This window comes from Streptomyces sp. NBC_00667 (genome assembly GCF_036226825.1).
Classification (GTDB): Bacteria; Actinomycetota; Actinomycetes; order Streptomycetales; family Streptomycetaceae; genus Streptomyces.
The window spans coordinates 6,432,543-6,449,130 of record NZ_CP109022.1 but is presented as its reverse complement, the minus strand read 5'-3'; the positions used below and the strand labels follow the sequence as shown (position 1 = coordinate 6,449,130).

The window sequence follows — 16,588 nt, the reverse complement described above, 5'->3', positions numbered from 1 at the left end:
CCGGCAAGGGGCGATAGACGACGGACGATTTACGAACCTCATCCCTCTTCGCACAGGAAGGACCCACCCATGCGCGTGGCGTTTTTGACGGCTACGGAGGGCGTCGAGCAGATCGAGCTCACCCAGCCGTGGCAAGCAGTGATCGACGCCGGCGGCAACCCCCAGCTCGTCTCGACGGAGCCGGGCCGCGTCCAGGCGTTCAACCACCTCGACAAGGCGGACACCTTCCCCGTCGACCTCGTCGTCTCGCAGGCCTCGGCGGAGGACTTCGACGGACTGGTCCTTCCGGGTGGTGTCGCCAACCCGGACGCACTGCGGACGAACGCCGAAGCGGTGGCCTTCGTACAGAGCTTCTTCGACGGCGGCAAGCCGGTCGCGGCGATCTGCCACGCCCCCTGGACCCTGGTGGAAGCCGGCCGCGTCCGAGGCCGCACGCTGACCTCGTGGCCGAGTCTGCGCACGGACGTCGAGAACGCGGGCGGGACCTGGGTCGACGAGGCCGTGCAGGTGTGCACGGCAGGCCCCAACACGCTCGTCACCAGCCGTAAGCCTGATGACCTGCCGGTGTTCTGCAAGACCTTCCTGACCGAGTTCAACCGCTGAGGGGACACCGCTGCGCATGGGCATCATCGCCTGGATCCTGATCGGCCTGCTGGCCGGGCTCATCGCCAAAGCCATCACCCCGGGGCGGGACCCCGGCGGATGCCTGATCACGATGCTGATCGGCATCGTGGGCGGCCTGCTCGGCGGGTGGCTCGGCAAGGTGATCTTCGGGGTGGACTCGATCAACGGCTTCTTCCACCTGTCGACGTGGATCGCGGCCATCGTCGGTTCCGTCATCGTGCTGCTGGTCTACCGGCTGGTCGCCGGGCGCCGGCACACCTGAGGGCCGCCCCGTTCCGAAGCCGGCCCCCCGCCGAGTGGCGGGGGGCCGGCTTTCGCCCGTCCGGGCCCTGTCGCACCGGGAGCGCGACTCCTTCGGTCCGCCTCACCACCGGCGCGATCGGCCGCCCTGGTCGTCGGCGGGGCGCAGCCGCAGCTGGTCTGCGAGGCGGTGCAGGCGGGGGAAGCGTTCGCGCCGCAGCTGCGAGTGCCGGTCGAGCTCCTCGATGAGCCGCTCGGAACGTTTCTCCACGCCGAGTTCGTCCAGCACCCGGTCCGCCTCGGCGAGCAGGGCGCCCGAGAGCTGCCACTGGCCGGGGTCGGTGCGGACCTGTTCCAGGAGCAGTCCGGCCAGCTTGTCCCGGCTCAGGCGGGCGGTGTTGAGCTCCTCGGTCAGCCTGCTCTCGGCTTCCTCGGCGTTCGCGCTGACCTGGGCGGTGATCAGCTGGGCGAAGCTCTCGACGGCGATGGCCGTGTGCGCGTAGAGCTCCCGCAGCGCCTGCGCGATGTGCGCCGGGAACAGCGGTTGCTCGGGCCGCGTCTGCGCCAGGTCGGTCAGCGTGCGGCAGGAGACGCGCAGCACCACCGCGCAGATCTCCAGGGTGTCCAGTCCGGTACGCAGGACCAGGCGGAACAGGAGCCCTTCGCGCACGCGCGGGTTCAGCCGCAGGCTGTCCTCGGCCTGCCGCAGCGCGGCGTCGACCTGGGCGATGTCGTTGTCGAGCCGGCGTGCCTCGTGCAGCCGGGCGGCGGCCTTCTCCACCGGGGTGTGCTCGTCGAGTTCGTCGGTGATGTGCACCATCAGGGCGCGCATCCGCCGGGCGAGGTCGGTGATCGCCTCGCTCGCCGGTCCGACCCATACGGGCGGCACGAACAGGATGTTGAACAGCAGGCCGACGGCGGCGCCGATCAAGGTCTCCAGCACCCGGTCCCAGGCGGTGTCGGCCACCCGGGTGACGCCGAGGACCAGCATGGCGCTGATCGCGACTTCGGGGACGAACTCGCCCGCCTTCACCAGCGGTCCGATGGTGAGCGACACCAGGATGATCAGGCCGAGGCTCCACCAGGTCAGGCCGACCAGCGCGCTGAATCCGATCGCGAGCAGCACCCCGGCCACCACGGAGTTGACCCGGCGGATGCCGGTGGTGAGGGTCGAGTAGAGGGTGACCTGCACGACGAGCAGCGCGGTGAGCGGAGCGGTCAGCGGGGCGGGTTCACCGCTGAGCTGCAGGGCGACGACGTACGAGATCACGGCGGCCGCGGTGGAACGGACGGTCTGGACGACGGCGGGCTCCCGGTGCCGCCGCACCAGCTGACGCAGTGGAGCAGAGAGTGACATGACCCGCCCTTTCCCCTTCGCGTGAAGATCAACGCGATCCGACGCGCGCAGTACACACCGGATATGTCACGACACGCTACGTGAGGACCAATGCCCCGACGGCTCGCTGCGCGGCGGTTCACTGGGTGGCCTGGATCAGACCATCGGCACGAGAGAGGAGAGCGGCATGGGACACGGCGGCGACGTCATCGCGGAACTCACCACGGACCACGAGGAGGTGGAGGAGCTCTTCACCAACATCCAGGAACTGCCGTCGGGCGACGCGCGCAGGAAGCACTACGCGGACCAGGCGATCATGGAGCTGGTCCGGCACTCCGTGGCCGAGGAGTCGTACCTGTACCCGGCCGTCCGCGAGCACCTTCCCGAGGGGGACAGCATCGCGGACAAGGAGCTGGAGGACCACGCGATGGCCGAGCGCACCATGAAGGACCTGGAGGGCTGTGCCGCGGACGACCCGCGTTTCGACGCCCTGATGACCAAGCTCATGGCCGAGATCCGGGCCCACGTGGCCGACGAGGAGAACAACCTCTTCCCCCAGCTGCGCGCCGCCTGCACCCCGGACATGCTCGACAAGCTCGGCGACAAGGTCCGCCAGGCCAAGAAGATGGCCCCGACCCGGCCGCACCCGTCGGCGCCCGACAAGCCGCCGGCCAACAAGCTGCTCGCCCCCGGGGTGGGCCTGGTCGACCGGCTGCGCGACGCGATGAGCGGACGGGGCAAGGACTGACGCTCCCCTTGAACGGCGGCTCCGGGGACCGGTGGCGTCCGGTCTCCGGAGCGCCGTGCGTTGACGGGGTGCGGTGCTGCCGTGCGTCGCGCCGTGCGGCGCTGTACGGAGGAAGCAGCGGGAAAAGCGACGCGCTCGCGACACATGCCGGGTCGGGCCACGGGCAGGCGCAAAGACGTCACCGTCAAGGCGCGCAGGGAGACAGCGTCCATGGACACCTCACTCGTCCAGCACCGCATCACGCTCGCCCCGCGGCCGGGGGCCAACGCGGTCGCCCGCGATACCGCCCACCGGTTCCTGGCCGACGCGAGGGAGCACGGCCGTGCCGTACCGGACCCGGCCCCCGACACCCTGCTCCTCCTGGTCACCGAGCTGGTGACGAACGCGCTGCGCCATACCGGCGGCCCCTGCACCCTCAGCCTGACGCTGCACGCGAACGCCATCGACGTCGACGTGACGGACACGAGCCCGCACCCGCCCACGCCCCGGGTGCCCGACCACACGGGGCACGGGGGCTGGGGCTGGAACCTCGTGCACCACCTGACCGAATCCGTCGAGATCCGGCCGACCGCGGACGGCGGGAAGACCATCCACGCACGTGTGGCCCTGGAGTGACCGCCGGGCCCCGGCGGGAACGCGCCTCTGACCGCGATTTGACCGCATACCGGGATACGGGATGCCTGATACCGGGCACGCTCAGGCCCGAAGCGGCAGGAGAAGCGGAGGCGACGATGACCGAGACACCGATACCCCAGCGCCGCCGCACGCCCGCGGCCGCCGACCCTGCCGTCGCCGCCGCGGCAGCGGCGCGTGCCCGCACCGAGCTGGCGACGGGGATCCTCATGGCACTGGTTCCGTGCAGCGCGGAAACCGCGCGCCGACTGCTCACGGCGGCCGCCGAGGAAACGGGCACGACGGCGCAGGAGAGCGCCGGAGCGGCCGTCGCACTGCTCGGCGGCCAGGACGAGCCCACCCCGGTCCAGGAAGCGCTGCGCACGGCGATGCGCCGGGCCAGGTCCGGGCCGCAGCAGGGAGCCGGGGCGCGGCTGCTGCCCAGGCCGGACGTCCTGCGCGAGCACGTGGCGCGCTTCCGGGCACTGCGCCGGGAGGTGCTGGGATCCCCGGGCGACCTCGCCCTGCAGCGCGAGCTGGACGACGCCGTGTACACGTTGTGCGTGATGATGGGCCGCCGGACCCCGCACGATGCGCTCAAGGCCGCCGAGACACTCGTCGACGCGCAGCCGCAGCAGCCCGCGCGGGGCGACCAGGGCGCCTGACGAAACGGCCTGACGAAAGGGACGGTCGCGCCCGAACGGACGGCTCCGCCCGGTGGGTACCGGGCGGAGCCGTCTGCTGTCGTGGATGGGGTCGATGGGGTCGATGGGGTGACAGTGCCGGAGGGTGTCAGAGCGAACCCTTGTTTCCTCTGGCGCCCTTGGCCCGGCCCTTGGTTTCTTCCAGCGCGCTCTTCGCCTCGCCCTTGGCCTGGTCCATCTTGCCCTCGGCTGCCATCTTGTCGCTGCCGGTGGCCTTGCCCGCGACTTCCTTGACCTTGCCCTTTGCCTTGTCCATGCCGCCCTTGCCGGCCATGGTGACTCCTCGGCCCGGTGTTCGCGTGTTCTCTGCGTGCCCGCCCGTCAGGCGGGCCAGGTGCCCGAGACGCGCCGTACGGCGGTGGCTCCGCCCCGTTCGACCGCGGCCTTGACCACGGCGAAGATCGCCCCTTGCAGGGCGGCCGCGAGCAGGATCTCGCGCCAGGCCCTGCCCTCGTCCGTGGCGTTCGGCGCGTCGTCCTCGTGGCCCGCCAGTTTCCAGACCTGCTTGAACGCCACGCCCGCCAGCATGCCGGCGCCGGCGCCGAGCGCCAGTCCCACCGGCTTGTAGGCGATCTTGGCTTTGTTCACCGTCCGCGCTCCCTCCGTCGGCCCCGTGCTGGTAGCCGGAGCACCTTCGCAGCGGCGTCTTCCCCGCCGCTGCCGGGATAAGCCCGGTGCCCGGTGGTTTTCCGCGTGCGGCTCAGCGGGCCGCGGGGGGCTCCTCACGGGGCGGAAGGGCCCCCAGCGCCCATCTGATCGTCCCGGTCACCGCCCTGCCGGACAGGAGTACGAGGTCCTCCGGAAGGTACGGCGCTGCGCGCAGGCCCAGCGCCTCCCGGGCCCATGGCGGCAGCGTGCGGACCGCGTTCGCCGCCAGGAGGGCGTAGGGGCCGCGGGCGATCCACGGCAGCGGCGGCTCGCGGAGGATGAAGCGGGCCGCGTCCAGGGCCTCCGGGGTGGCGCGCAGTTCGGGCCGGTAGCGGGCGAGCCGGGCCGCGAGGGAGGCGCGGTCGTCCGGTGGGTCGGGTACGCCGAGCGCGCGGGCGACCCGGGCGGTGTCGGCGATGTACGCGTCGCAGCCGGCGCCGTCCAGGGGGTGGGCACCGTAACGCTGGTGCGCACGCAGGAAGCTGTCGACCTCCGCCACGTGCACCCAGCACAGCAGGTGCGGGTCCGCGGCGTGGTAGGGCTCACCGGCGGCCGTGGTTCCGCGTATCCGCTCGTGCACCTCGCGTACGTGGTCAACGGCGCGCTGGGCGTCCTCGGCGGTGCCGTAGGTGGTGACCGCGAGGAAGGTGCTGGTGCGCTGGAGCCGCCCCCAGGGGTCGCCCCGGAAGCCGGAGTGCGCGGCGACGGCGGCCATCGCACGCGGGTGCAGGGATTGCAGCAGGAGCGCGCTGAGGCCGCCGACGAACATGGAGGCGTCTCCGTGGACGGTGCGGATGGGCCGCTCGGGGCCGAACCAGCGCGGGCCGGGGGTGCCGTGGATGCGGGCGCGGTTCTGCCGGCCGCCCGGCCCCGCCACGTGGGCGAAGAGACTGGTGCCGACCCGTTGGCGCAGGCCCTGGCCCGACCGCTGCGACATGTCCACGCTCCCATCCTCCCGCGCGGCCGGCCGGACCGGCAGTCCCCGGTCCGGCCCGGCCGCGGGCGGCTCAGGCGGAAAGCGCCTGCGCGACCACCGACCGCGCCGCTTCCTGCACTTCGGCGAGGTGTCCGGGGCCGCGGAACGATTCCGCGTAGATCTTGTAGACGTCCTCGGTGCCCGAGGGGCGGGCCGCGAACCAGGCGTGACCGGTGGTCACCTTGATCCCGCCGAACGCCGCGCCGTTGCCCGGGGCGCTGGTCAGCACCCCGGTGACCGGGTCACCCGCCAGCGTGTCCGCGGTGACCTGCTGCGGGGAGAGCCGGCCGAGCACCGCCTTCTCCTCCCGGGTGGCCGGGGCGTCGACGCGCGCGTACGCCGGCTCGCCGAACCGGGCGGTGAGCGCGGCGTACCGCTCGGAGGGGCTCTGTCCCGTCACCGCGAGGATCTCCGACGCGAGCAGGGCGAGGAGGATGCCGTCCTTGTCGGTGGTCCACACGGAGCCGTCGCGGCGCAGGAAGGAGGCGCCGGCCGACTCCTCACCGCCGAACCCGAGGGTGGCGCCGGACAGCCCGTCCACGAACCACTTGAAGCCGACGGGAACTTCCACCAGCTCGCGGCCGAGGTCGGCGGCCACCCGGTCGATCATCCCGGAGGACACGAGTGTCTTGCCGATGCCCGCGGAGACCGGCCACCCCTCGCGGTGGCGGTAGAGGTAGTCGATCGCGGTGGCGAGGTAGTGGTTGGGGTTCATCAGGCCGCCGTCCGGCGTGACGATGCCGTGGCGGTCGGCGTCGGCGTCGTTGCCGGTCGTCAGGTCGAACCGGTCCCGGCCCTCGATCAGGGAGGCCATCGCGTACGGGGAGGAGCAGTCCATACGGATCTTCCCGTCCCAGTCGAGCGTCATGAACCGCCAGGTGGGGTCGGTTTCCGGGTTGACGACGGTCAGGTCGAGCCGGTGTTCTTCGGCGATGCGTCCCCAGTAGGCGACGGAGGCGCCCCCGAGCGGGTCGGCGCCGATGCGCACGCCCGCCGCGCGGACGGCGTCGAGGTCGAGCACGGAGGGCAGGTCGCGGACGTAGGCGCCCAGGAAGTCGTACCTGCCGGTGGTGGCGGCCGCGAGGGCCCGCGCGTACGGCAGTCTGCGCACCTCCTTCGAGCCGCCGGCGATGATCTCGTTGGCCCGCTCCTGGATCCAGCCGGTCGCGTCCGATCCGGCGGGTCCGCCGTGGGGCGGGTTGTACTTGAACCCGCCGTCGCCGGGCGGGTTGTGCGAGGGCGTGACGACCACCCCGTCCGCGAGGGCCCCGCTGCGACCGCGGTTGTGGGTCAAGATGGCGTGGGAGACCGCGGGCGTGGGCGTGTAGCCGTCGGCGGTGTCGAGGAGCACGGCCACGCCGTTGGCGGCGAACACCTCGATGGCCGTGACCCGGGCGGGTTCGGACAGTGCGTGCGTGTCGGCGCCGAGGAACAGCGGCCCGTCCACGCCCTGCCGGGCCCGGTACTCGCAGATGGCCTGGCTCGTCGCCGCGATGTGGTCCTCGTTGAAGGCGGTGGCGAGGGACGATCCGCGGTGCCCCGAGGTGCCGAAGCTGACGCGCTGGTCCGGATCCGCGGGATCCGGGTGCAGGGCGTAGTACGCGGTCACCAGCCGGGACACGTCGATGAGGTCCTCCGCCCGCGCCTGCTGGCCCGCTCGCTCGTTCGGCATCCGTTCGCTCCTCCGTGCTGCTCGGCACTCCACTGCTGGGGGCTTCCCTCCCCACGGCCTACCCAGCGGGAGCCACTCCTACCGGCCGGGTTTACAGCGTTCGTCCGGGTTTGGGACAGCGGCGAGCGGTTAGCCGCACCGTACCGGGGCACGCGCGCCAGCGTCCGCGCGCTTCGGCCTGCCCCCGGAGCGGGGGTGGTGGAGCGCTCACCGAGGAGGTTGTGCCACGTGGAACGCAAGCGCGGGGCCCCTGACCCCACCACCATGTACCCCCGGCCGGATTTCCCGGAACAGGAACAGGAGCACCCGGGACGCACCGGCCCGATGGAGCCGGTGCCCGACCACGGCGAGACGTCCTACCGGGGCCACGGCCTGCTGGAGGACCGCAAGACCGTGATCACGGGCGGGGACTCCGGCATCGGCCGGGCGGTCGCGATCGCCTACGCCCGCGAGGGCGCCGACGTGCTCTTCACCTACCTTCCCGAGGAGGAGGAAGACGCCCGGCAGACCGAGCGCCTGGTGGAGGAGGCGGGCCGCAAGGCGGTGGCCGTGGTCTGTGACATCCGCGAGGAGGAGCAGTGCCGGGCGCTGGTGGACCGGGCGGTCACCGAGTTCGGCCGGATCGACGTGCTGGTGAACAACGCCGCCTACCAGATGGCGCAGCCGGAGGGGATCTCCGCGATCACCACCGAGCAGTTCGACCGGGTCGTGCGCACCAATCTCTACGGGATGTTCTGGCTGTCGAAGATGGCCCTCCCCCACATCCCGTCCGGCGGGAGCATCATCAACACCACCTCGGTGCAGGCCTACAAGCCGAGCCCGCCGCTGCTGGACTACGCGATGACCAAGGGCGCCATCGTCACCTTCACCCAGGGGCTGGCGCAGATGACGGCGTCCGACGGGATCCGGGTCAACGCCGTGGCGCCCGGGCCCGTGTGGACCCCGCTGATCCCGGCCACCATGCCCGACACCGCCGAGTTCGGCGCGCAGTCGCCGCTGGGCCGTCCGGCCCAGCCCGCGGAACTGGCGCCCGCCTACGTCTTCCTCGCCTCGGCGCAGGCGAGCTACCTCACCGCGGAGATCCTCAACGCCACCGGCGGAACGCCGCTCCCCTGACATCGGAGGACATGTGTCACACGACCACGAGGCCCTGTACGACCGGATCGAGGAGGAGGTGGCCCGGCGCGCCGACCGGCTCTGGGACATCAGCTGCGCCCTGCACCGGGATCCCGAGACCGCCTACGCGGAGCACCGCTCGTCCGCGCTGCTGAGCGCGGAGTTCGAGCGGGAGGGGTTCACCGTCGAACGGGGCACGGCCGGGCTGCCGACCGCGTTCGTCGCCCGCTCCGGAGGCGGGGAAGGGCCTCGGGTGGCCCTGCTGATGGAGTACGACGCGCTGCCCGGCCTGGGGCACGCGTGCGGCCACAACCTGATCGCGGCCGCCGGGCTGGGCGCGGCGGCCGCGGTACGGGCGGCCCTCGGCGACGGCGGGGGCACGGTCCTGGCCGTGGGGACGCCGGCCGAGGAGCGCGGCGGCGGCAAGGTGGAGCTGGTGTCGGCGGGGGTGTTCGACGGCGTCGACGCCGCGCTGATGTTCCATCCGGGGGTGCACAGCTGGGCGTGGGCGCCGCTGACGGCGCAGCGTCAGCTCCGGGTCGGGTTCCACGGCCGCGCCGCCCACCCGACCGGCAACCCGACGGAGGGCATCGACGCGCTCGCCGCCCTGGTGCAGCTGTTCAACACCACCGCCGTCCTCAGCCGGCGGCTTCCCGCCGGGTCGCACGTCCAGGGCATCGTGACGGACGGGGGCGAGTCCACCAACGTCGTACCCGCCTACGCGGAGGGTCTGTTCGGGCTGCGCGGGGCGACGACGGGCGCGCTGGAGGAACTGGCGGCGGAACTCGAATCCTGCGCCCAGGGTGTGGCCGGGGCGACGGGCACCAAGGCCGAGGTCACCCCGGTCGGTACGGGCTACCGGCACTTCCGCAACAACCGGGCGCTGTCCGACCGGTTCACCCACCACATCGGGCGGGCCGGCATCGCGGTCGGGGATCCGGCGCCGGGGGTGTACCTGGGCTCGTCGGACATCGGTGACGTCAGCCACCGGGTTCCTGCCATCCACCCGTTCGTGGCCATCATGGACGAGCCGGGCTCCGACCACACCCCGGGCTTCGCGCTCGCCGCGGCCGCCCCCCGGGGACGACGGGCGATGCTCGCCTCGGCGCGGGCGCTGGCCTGCACGGCGGCGGACGTGCTGCTGGATCCCGCGTTGAAGGAGACGGCCTGGGCGCAGCTGCGCTCGCAGGCCGCGTCGGGCGGATGACCGTACCGTGGCGGCATGCGCCTGTTGCTGATCTCCGACACCCACCTGCCGACGCGCGCCAAGGTGCTCCCGGCCGCCCTGGTCGAGGAGTGCGGGCGGGCGGACGTCGTGCTCCATGCGGGTGACTGGGTGGACGAGGACGCCTACGCGCTGGTCGCCGGCCATGCCCGCGAGCTGATCGGGGTGCACGGCAACAACGACAGCCCGGCGCTGTGCGCGCGGCTGCCCGAGGTGGCGAGAGCCGTACTGGAGGGCGTGCGCGTCGGTGTGGTGCACGAGACCGGGGCCGCCGCCGGGCGGGAGGCGCGGTGCGAGCGGCGGTTCCCCGATCTGGACGTCCTGGTGTTCGGCCACAGCCACATCCCCTGGGACACCACCGCGCCCGGGGGCCTGCGGCTGCTGAACCCCGGCTCCCCCACCGACCGGCGCCGCCAGCCCTTCCCCACGTACATGACGGCCGTGGCCGCCGGCGGCCGGCTGTCAGGGGTCCGGCTGCACCGGCTGACGCCCCGGGGCTGACGGCTCACCGGGAGCCGTGGGGGCCGCCCCGTTCCGGGGGGTGCCCGGCGCCGTCGCCGAGGAAGACCGGGCCCAGCCCGCTGATCTCCAGCAGCCGCAGGAGGTGTCCGGGCACGCGCGTGAGGACCACCGATCCGCCCGCGCCCACGGCTCGGCGGCGCAGCTGTACGAGGACGCTGAGCCCGGAGGAGTCGCAGAAGGTGACGGCGGAGACGTCCAGGACGAGGTGCGGGCCGTCGGCGAGCAGCCGCACGCCCTCCTCGCGCAGCTGCGGGGCGGTGTGCCAGTCCATGGCGCCGGTGAGCGCGACGACCCGCCGGGGGCCGTCCGCCTCCCGGACGTTCAGGCTCAAGGCGCTCTTGTTCACGTGCCGACTCCTGACGGGCTCCCGGAACGGGTGTGCCGGGATCGGGTGTGCGGGTGTCGCTTCACTCCTCCTGGTCGGTCAGGCCGGTGAGTGCCGCGGCCTCCCGCGCGGGCACGGCGGTCGGCCCGAGCCATTCGCACAGCAGGATGGTCGCGTCGTCGTTGAGGCGCCCCTCGTGGTGGTCCATGACCGCCTGGATGAGGCGCCGCAGGGTTTCCGGCACGGGCAGTCTGTCGGCGTGCCGGCGGATGAGGAAGTCGGTGAACCGTTCCAGGCCGAACTCGTTCGAGCCGGGGCGGCGGGCCTCGGTGATGCCGTCGGTGTACAGCACGAGGCGGTCACCGGGCTCCAGCTGCTCGCGACAGGGCGTGACCGGCAGTCCGAGGTCGGTGCCCATGGGGTGGGCCGGCGGACAGGCCAGCTGGGTGGTCCACCGGCCGCCCCGGATGACGAGGGGCGGGTGGTGGCCCCGGTTGACCCACGTCAGCTCGCCGGTGGCGGTGTCGAGGTCGGCGAGGATGCCGGTCACGTACGAGCGGTGGCTGAACTGCTCGATCAGCAGTTCCTCCACCCGTTCGCTCATGCCGACCAGGTCCGACCCTTGCCTGCGTGAGTTGCGGCAGGCGCCGACCGCGAGGTTGGCCGCGAGCCCGGCGGCGGTGTCGTGGCCCATGGCGTCGAAGATCGACAGGTGGACGACGGGGCCGGCCATGGCGTAGTCGAAGGCGTCGCCGCTGACCTGGTACGCGGGCTCCATCGCGGCCGCGATCACCACCCGGCCGTCCGCGTAGGTGCGCGGGGGCATCAGGTGCCACTGCATCTCCGCGGCGACGTTCATGGGCGCGGAGCGCACGAGGCGGGCGTAGGAGTCGCTGTGGTCCCGTTTGGTGACGATCAGCAGGGCGAGCAGCGAGGCGAGGGACTCGGCGTCCTGCCGGGCCATCTCGTCGTCGTAGGGGGTGGTCAGCCTGAGCAGGCCCAGGCGTTCGGTGCCGTCCAGCATGGGCACCCACCACTGGAGGCCGCCCGGCCCCGTCACGGGGACGATCTCCCCGTGCTGGTAGGAGCGGCCCGCGAGGGTGCCTTCGACCGGGACCTCGGTGTCCGCGGCGCGGGCGGGCGGCGGGGGCCCGGCGACTCCCTCTCCGGTGAGCAGCCGCAGCACACGCCCCTGTACGTCGGCCACGTAGACGTACAAGTCGCTGAATCCGGCGTGTTCCGCGTGGGCGCGGGCCTTCACCGGTACGAGTTCCATCGGCAGGAGGTGACTGGCCGCGAGCAGGCCCATCAGCATGCGTCGGCTGCCTCGCTCGCGCTCGATCGTCACGGAGTCCTCTCTCGCAAGCCGCACGTCCACAGCCCAGTGCAGCACAGGGGGCCGGGCGTCGCCTCTCAGGACCCGGGGGCGCCCCGCAGGCGCCGCGAGCGCAGGGCCGTACGGGCGGCGTTGGCGCCGGGGGCCCCGTGCACGCCGCCGCCGGGGTGGGCGGTGGCCGAGGCGAGGTAGAGGCCGCGGACGGGGGTGCGGGGGCGGCCGGTGCCCGGGACGGGGCGCAGGAGCAGCTGCTGGTGCAGGTTGGTGGTGCCCTGGTTGACGGCGCCGCCGATCAGGGCCGGGTTGAGGCGCTCCAGGTCGGGGGGTGCGAGCACGCGGCGGGCGCGGACGGTGGCGCCGAAGCCCGGGGCGTAGCGCTCGACCTGCGCTTCGACGCGGGCGGCGATCTCCTGCTTCTCCCGTTCGTCCCACTTGCCGGTGATGGCGGCCGCGCCGTCCTGCCCGGCGTCCCCGGTGATGGCCTGCGGGACGTGGGTGTAGGCCCACGCGGACTCGGTGCCCCGCGGGGAGCGGCTGGGGTCCGCGGTGGTCATCTGACCCAGGATCACGAACGGCACGCGGGGGACCTGGCTCATGGCGATCTGCGCGGAGAAGAGGGTCAGTTCGTCCAGGCCTTCGGCGAGGTGGACGGTCCCGGCGCGCCGGGCGCCCTCCGAGGCCCAGGGGATCGGCCCGGACAGGGCCCAGTCCACCTTGACGGTGGCGAAGTCCCACTGGAAGCGCCGCAGATCGGAGCGCAGCCGCGCGGGCAGGTGCTCCTCCCCCACCAGCCGCTCGTACAGGAGCGGGGCGGGGACGTCGGCGAGGACGGCCCGGCGGGCGGGGATCTCGACGCCGTCCTCGGTGCGCACCGCGACGGCGCGGCCGCCGCGGACCACGACGCGGGTGGCGGCCCGCGAGCAGTACAGGGTCCCGCCGCGCGCCTCCAGCCGGCGCACCAGGGCATCGGTGAGGGCCCGGGCGCCGCCGACGGGCACGGGGAAGCCGTACGTCTGGCCCAGCATGCACATCAGCCAGCCGAAGCCGCCGCCGAGGGCGGACTCGGGTCCGAGGTCGGCGTGCAGCGCGTTGCCGGCGATCAGCAGCCGGGCGCCTTCTCCGGCGAACTCCTCCTCGCCGAGCCTCCGCGCGGGAAGCAGCATGGTGCGCGCCACCCGCAGCCCCTCGGCCGCGCGCAGCCGCGCCGCGAGCCTGAGTCCCGCCCGGACGGGCGGGAAAGGGGTGAACAGGCATCCCAGCACGTCGTCGCCGATGCGCTGCCAGAGGGCGTAGAGCCGCTCCCAGGCGGCCCCGTCCCCCGGCGCGAAGGCTTCGACCGAGGCCGCGGTGTCGTGGACGTCGCTGCCGAGGACGGCGCAGCGGCCGTCTTCGAGGGGGTGGGCGACCACGGCCGGGGCGCGGCTCCAGCGCAGCCCGTGCCGTTCCAGGTGGAGGGCCCGGATCACCGGGGAGGCTGCCGCGAGCGGGTAGAACGCGCTGAACAGGTCGTGCACGTAGTCCGGGTCGAGGCCGCGGTCGCTGCGGACCGCCCCGCCGGGTTCGGGGGCCGCCTCCAGGACGACGACCCGCCAGCCCGCGTCGGCCAGTACGTTGGCCGCGACCAGGCCGTTGGGGCCGGCGCCGATGACCACCGCGTCAGGAGTCGCCATCGGGCCGGGCCCCCTTGGACTCGACGGCCCGGGCCAGGCGCCCGAGCATGCTGCGGTGGCGGAGCTGGACGAGGAGGTCGATGGCGGCGTTGTGGAAGGAGCCGTTGCGGCCGCGCAGGGGGTGTTCGTCGATGATGACGAGCGTGTCCTTGCCCCAGGGTTTGATCTCCAGGGCGATGCGGGCGCTGCCGCCCTTTCCCGCCATCGCCTCCAGTTCGAGCCGGTCCGGCGGCTCGCAGGCGCGTACGACGGTCCTTCCCTCGTAGGTGAACGGGCCGACCTTGACCTTGTAGCCGATGGTGGCGCCCTCCATCGGCCAGTGTCCGCCGGCCTCCCAGGACTCCTCGGTGCCGACCACCCAGTCGGCGTACCGGCTGCCGTCCCGCAGGACGTCCCACAGCCAGGCGGGTGGACGGCGTATGAGCCGGTGCTGCACTGCCATGGCTCCTCCAGGGCTCGGGGGCACGGGTGCCCGGCGCCTACCCCGGGCGGCGGGGTTCATACGGTGCCGGATCGATCAGGTGGGCCGCCGGCGGGTGGCGGCCCGGGCGCCGAGCAGTGCCGTACAGCCCAGGGCCGTGGCGGCCGCCGTCCTGCGCACCGCCGTGCGCCAGCCGCTGCCGCGTCCGCCGCGTACCGCCGCGCTCCGCCCGGACGGCTCGCGCAGGTTGCCCGGGGAGTCGGGAGTGTCCGCGGCGGGGTCCAGGTACCGGTGCTCGGTGCGCCGGGCGAGGGTGGCGCGGGTCAGGTTCGGTGCGAGGGCGTGGGCGGCCGCCAGGGACCGGGCGTAGGGGCCCACCAGCACGCGGGGGCGGGGGTGGCGCATCGCGGCGGTGAGGGTGCGGGCGACCCGCTCGGGTGTCGCCACGGGCGGCAGGGAGCGCAGCTCGCGGCCGGTGTGGTTGGCGGCGTGCCGGAAGAAGGGCGTGTCGACACCGGCGGGGAGCACCGTGCACACCCTGATGCCGCTCGCCCCCATGAGGCCGAGTTCCGTGCGCAGCCCTTCGCCGAAGGTGACGAGGGCTGCTTTGGACATCGCGTAACCCGACATGTACGGGGCCTGTACCACCGCGCCGAGCAGGGAGGCGACGTCGATGAGGACGCCTTCGCCCTGCCCGCGCATGACGGGCACGGCGGCCCGGGCCCCGTTGACGGCGCCGATGACGTTGACGTCGAGGAGCCGGCGCAGTTCGCCGGGGGGCGTCTGGTCGAACCGGCCCAGGATTCCCACGCCGGCCACGTTGGCCCAGACGTCGATCCGGCCGAAACGGGCGGTGGCGGCCGCGGCGAGGGCGGTCACGGCCTCGGGGTCGGTCACGTCGGTGGGTACGGCCAGCGCCTGACCGCCGCGGCGCGCGCACTGCTGCGCCACCCGGTCGAGTTCCCGGGCGCTGCGGGCGGCGAGCACGACGTGGGCGCCGCGCCGTGCGCAGGCCAGGGCGGTGGCGCGGCCGATGCCGCTGGAGGCCCCGGTGATGACGACGACCCGGTTCTTGAGCTTCACACCGGGCGTCTGACCGGTACGGCGTGATTCATGCCGCCGGGCGGTGCGCGGTGCGGGAGCCGGAGCGCCGCGCCGGAGCGCCGCGCCCCGACCGACCCGCTGCCCCACCCCCGTGCCCCACCCCCGCGCCGGACCCCCGCGTGTTCACGTTCCGTGATTCACCGGAATGCAGTGCTCCCGAGTGCCCGTTCCTCCCGGCTGGCGGAGGCTGATGTCAATTCCCGGGGCTCCAGGGGCCCGCCGCCCGCCGCGACCGCTGAGGGAGTGCCACCTGCCGGAACCGGCCGGTGGTGAGCCGGACACACCTGCCAGAGGAGACCTTCGATGAGCACCGTCTCGACACAACGCTGGGAGCACGCCGTCGTCACCGGTGGTGCCGGTTTCGTGGGTTCGCACCTGTGCACCGCGCTGCTTGACGCGGGCACGGCGGTGACGTGCGTGGACGACTTCAGCACCGGCCGGCCGGAGAACGTCGCGGCGCTGGCGGACCGGCCGGGCTTCACCCTGTTCCGGGCCAACGTCTCGGAGCCGTTCACCGTGCCCCGCCCGCCGGACCTGGTGCTCCACCTGGCCTCCCCCGCCTCCCCGGCCGACTACCTGCGGCTGCCGCTGCACACCATGGAGGCCGGCAGCCTCGGTACCCGCAACGCCCTGGAACTCGCCCACCGCTGCGAGGCTCGCTTCGTGCTGGCCTCCACCTCCGAGGTCTACGGCGATCCGCAGGAACACCCGCAGAACGAGCGCTACTGGGGCAACGTCAACCCGGTCGGCCCGCGCAGCGTGTACGACGAGGCGAAGCGCTTCGGCGAGGCGCTGACGACCGCCGAGGCCGGTTTCCACGGGACGGACACCGCCATCGTGCGGCTGTTCAACACCTACGGGCCGCGGATGCGCGGCTACGACGGCCGGGCCGTTCCCACCTTCATCCGCCAGGCCCTGGCGGGCGATCCGCTGACGGTCACCGGTGACGGGCTCCAGACCAGGTCGCTGTGTTACGTGGACGACACGGTGGCGGGCATCCTCGCGATGGCCGCCCACGGCATGCGGGGCCCCGTCAACATCGGCAATCCGACCGAGATCACGATGCTGGAGCTGGCCCGGCTGGTCATCGAACTCACCGGCTCCGATTCCGAGATCCGCTTCATCGAACGGCCCACGGACGACCCGAGCGTGCGCTGCCCGGACATCACTCTGGCCCGCGACAAGCTCCAGTGGGAGCCGAAGGTGGCGGCCGAAGACGGCCTGCGGCGGACCATCGCCTGGTTCCGCGATCAGCCGGACCACTGACGCCGAAGCAGCAGGGCGCGTCCCACCGGGGCGCGTTCCCGTC

The 16,588-nt window shown here is 73.3% G+C and carries 19 protein-coding genes; 9 read left to right on the top strand and 10 right to left on the bottom strand.

The window, feature by feature from the left end:
* Positions 1 to 69 precede the first annotated feature (69 nt).
* Together OHA81_RS29180 and OHA81_RS29175 are read left to right on the top strand one after the other, a co-directional pair.
* A complete protein-coding gene (locus OHA81_RS29180; protein ID WP_329200817.1) occupies positions 70 to 603 on the top strand; it encodes a type 1 glutamine amidotransferase domain-containing protein in 534 nt (177 codons plus the stop codon).
* Between the two features lie 16 nt (positions 604 to 619).
* The gene (locus tag OHA81_RS29175; RefSeq protein WP_329200815.1) at positions 620 to 886 is read left to right on the top strand and encodes a GlsB/YeaQ/YmgE family stress response membrane protein; all 267 of its coding nucleotides are present in this window, start codon (positions 620 to 622) and stop codon (positions 884 to 886) included.
* A gap of 102 nt (positions 887 to 988) precedes the next feature.
* On the opposite strand, the gene OHA81_RS29170 is transcribed toward OHA81_RS29175, so the two are convergent.
* Positions 989 to 2,221 carry an FUSC family protein gene (locus OHA81_RS29170; RefSeq protein ID WP_329200813.1) on the bottom strand — a complete coding sequence of 411 codons (1,233 nt, stop codon included), beginning with the start codon at positions 2,219 to 2,221 and terminating at the stop codon, positions 989 to 991.
* A gap of 166 nt (positions 2,222 to 2,387) precedes the next feature.
* On the opposite strand from OHA81_RS29170, the gene OHA81_RS29165 reads away from it, so the two are divergent.
* The 3 genes from OHA81_RS29165 to OHA81_RS29155 all read left to right on the top strand — a co-directional run bounded on the left by OHA81_RS29165 (position 2,388) and on the right by OHA81_RS29155 (position 4,225).
* Entirely contained in the window at positions 2,388 to 2,948 is a 561-nt protein-coding gene (locus OHA81_RS29165) for a hemerythrin domain-containing protein (RefSeq protein WP_329200811.1), read from the top strand.
* A 210-nt stretch (positions 2,949 to 3,158) separates the two neighbouring features.
* Positions 3,159 to 3,563: an ATP-binding protein gene (locus tag OHA81_RS29160; protein WP_329200809.1), complete on the top strand. Its 405-nt coding sequence runs from the start codon at positions 3,159 to 3,161 to the stop codon at positions 3,561 to 3,563.
* A gap of 116 nt (positions 3,564 to 3,679) precedes the next feature.
* Positions 3,680 to 4,225, top strand: coding sequence for a DUF5133 domain-containing protein (locus tag OHA81_RS29155; RefSeq protein WP_329200807.1), 546 nt, complete (start codon positions 3,680 to 3,682; stop codon positions 4,223 to 4,225).
* Positions 4,226 to 4,352: 127 nt separating this feature from the next.
* Here OHA81_RS29155 and OHA81_RS29150 read toward each other — a convergent pair whose 3' ends face one another.
* The 4 genes from OHA81_RS29150 to pgm form a co-directional block, all read right to left on the bottom strand.
* Entirely contained in the window at positions 4,353 to 4,538 is a 186-nt protein-coding gene (locus OHA81_RS29150; RefSeq protein ID WP_329200805.1) for a CsbD family protein, read from the bottom strand.
* Positions 4,539 to 4,585: 47 nt separating this feature from the next.
* On the bottom strand, positions 4,586 to 4,852 hold the full coding sequence (locus tag OHA81_RS29145) for a DUF4235 domain-containing protein (RefSeq protein ID WP_329200803.1): 267 nt from the start codon (positions 4,850 to 4,852) through the stop codon (positions 4,586 to 4,588).
* A 112-nt stretch (positions 4,853 to 4,964) separates the two neighbouring features.
* Complete coding sequence (locus tag OHA81_RS29140) at positions 4,965 to 5,849, bottom strand: oxygenase MpaB family protein (protein ID WP_329202600.1); 885 nt, start codon at positions 5,847 to 5,849, stop codon at positions 4,965 to 4,967.
* A 70-nt stretch (positions 5,850 to 5,919) separates the two neighbouring features.
* Entirely contained in the window at positions 5,920 to 7,560 is a 1,641-nt protein-coding gene (gene pgm / locus OHA81_RS29135) for a phosphoglucomutase (alpha-D-glucose-1,6-bisphosphate-dependent) (protein ID WP_329200801.1), read from the bottom strand.
* 264 nt (positions 7,561 to 7,824) lie between these two features.
* Between pgm and OHA81_RS29130 the strand changes: the two genes are divergently transcribed.
* From OHA81_RS29130 to OHA81_RS29120, 3 genes are read left to right on the top strand one after another with little or no spacing between them, the layout of a single operon-like run.
* Complete coding sequence (locus OHA81_RS29130; RefSeq protein WP_329202598.1) at positions 7,825 to 8,676, top strand: SDR family oxidoreductase; 852 nt, start codon at positions 7,825 to 7,827, stop codon at positions 8,674 to 8,676.
* Positions 8,677 to 8,689: 13 nt separating this feature from the next.
* Positions 8,690 to 9,883 (top strand): amidohydrolase, encoded by a 1,194-nt coding sequence (locus OHA81_RS29125; RefSeq protein ID WP_329200799.1) that lies wholly within the window; start codon positions 8,690 to 8,692, stop codon positions 9,881 to 9,883.
* Between the two features lie 15 nt (positions 9,884 to 9,898).
* Positions 9,899 to 10,402, top strand: coding sequence for a metallophosphoesterase family protein (locus OHA81_RS29120; protein ID WP_329200797.1), 504 nt, complete (start codon positions 9,899 to 9,901; stop codon positions 10,400 to 10,402).
* A 4-nt stretch (positions 10,403 to 10,406) separates the two neighbouring features.
* Here OHA81_RS29120 and OHA81_RS29115 read toward each other — a convergent pair whose 3' ends face one another.
* The 5 genes from OHA81_RS29115 to OHA81_RS29095 all read right to left on the bottom strand — a co-directional run bounded on the left by OHA81_RS29115 (position 10,407) and on the right by OHA81_RS29095 (position 15,258).
* Positions 10,407 to 10,769 (bottom strand): STAS domain-containing protein, encoded by a 363-nt coding sequence (locus tag OHA81_RS29115; RefSeq protein WP_329200795.1) that lies wholly within the window; start codon positions 10,767 to 10,769, stop codon positions 10,407 to 10,409.
* A gap of 61 nt (positions 10,770 to 10,830) precedes the next feature.
* Positions 10,831 to 12,063 carry a PP2C family protein-serine/threonine phosphatase gene (locus tag OHA81_RS29110; RefSeq protein WP_329202596.1) on the bottom strand — a complete coding sequence of 411 codons (1,233 nt, stop codon included), beginning with the start codon at positions 12,061 to 12,063 and terminating at the stop codon, positions 10,831 to 10,833.
* Positions 12,064 to 12,161: 98 nt separating this feature from the next.
* Positions 12,162 to 13,754, bottom strand: a complete 1,593-nt coding sequence (locus OHA81_RS29105) for a phytoene desaturase family protein (RefSeq protein WP_329200793.1) — start codon at positions 13,752 to 13,754, stop codon at positions 12,162 to 12,164.
* On the bottom strand, positions 13,741 to 14,196 hold the full coding sequence (locus OHA81_RS29100) for an SRPBCC family protein (protein ID WP_329200792.1): 456 nt from the start codon (positions 14,194 to 14,196) through the stop codon (positions 13,741 to 13,743). The genes OHA81_RS29105 and OHA81_RS29100 overlap by 14 nt, the downstream gene beginning before the upstream one ends.
* 75 nt (positions 14,197 to 14,271) lie before the next feature.
* The gene (locus OHA81_RS29095; protein WP_329200790.1) at positions 14,272 to 15,258 is read right to left on the bottom strand and encodes an SDR family NAD(P)-dependent oxidoreductase; all 987 of its coding nucleotides are present in this window, start codon (positions 15,256 to 15,258) and stop codon (positions 14,272 to 14,274) included.
* Between the two features lie 324 nt (positions 15,259 to 15,582).
* Between OHA81_RS29095 and OHA81_RS29090 the strand changes: the two genes are divergently transcribed.
* Entirely contained in the window at positions 15,583 to 16,545 is a 963-nt protein-coding gene (locus OHA81_RS29090; RefSeq protein WP_329200788.1) for a UDP-glucuronic acid decarboxylase family protein, read from the top strand.
* Positions 16,546 to 16,588: the final 43 nt, after the last annotated feature.